Annotated in this window: 1 protein-coding gene; it reads right to left on the minus strand. The window is 48.1% G+C overall.

Going from position 1 to position 243, the window contains the following annotated elements:
* On the minus strand, nucleotides 1-243 hold a 243-nt coding region (locus AC0L27_RS41485), incomplete at both ends, for a fimbria/pilus periplasmic chaperone (protein ID WP_473323930.1).

A 243-nucleotide genomic window follows, 5' to 3' on the forward strand; every position in this document is an offset into this window, starting at 1 on the left:
ACCACTTCAGGGCTAACGGGGCTTCAGAGGGATTTCCCTTCAATCCATCCGGGCGATAGAAAAGTTTTATACGTGTGCGAAATGCCAGTTGCAGCAGGCTTTGATTCGCGACCTTTTCTGCATCTGGTTTTGGTGGAACTTCCAGTACGTTAAACCAGAACACGCTCTCTCTGTCTTTAGGCAGTGAGGTGCTGGCTGTGTACATTAATTTGATTGTTTGCCCACGTTTGGCATCAATACGCG

It is taken from the genome of Bradyrhizobium sp. Ken51 (assembly GCF_055807435.1).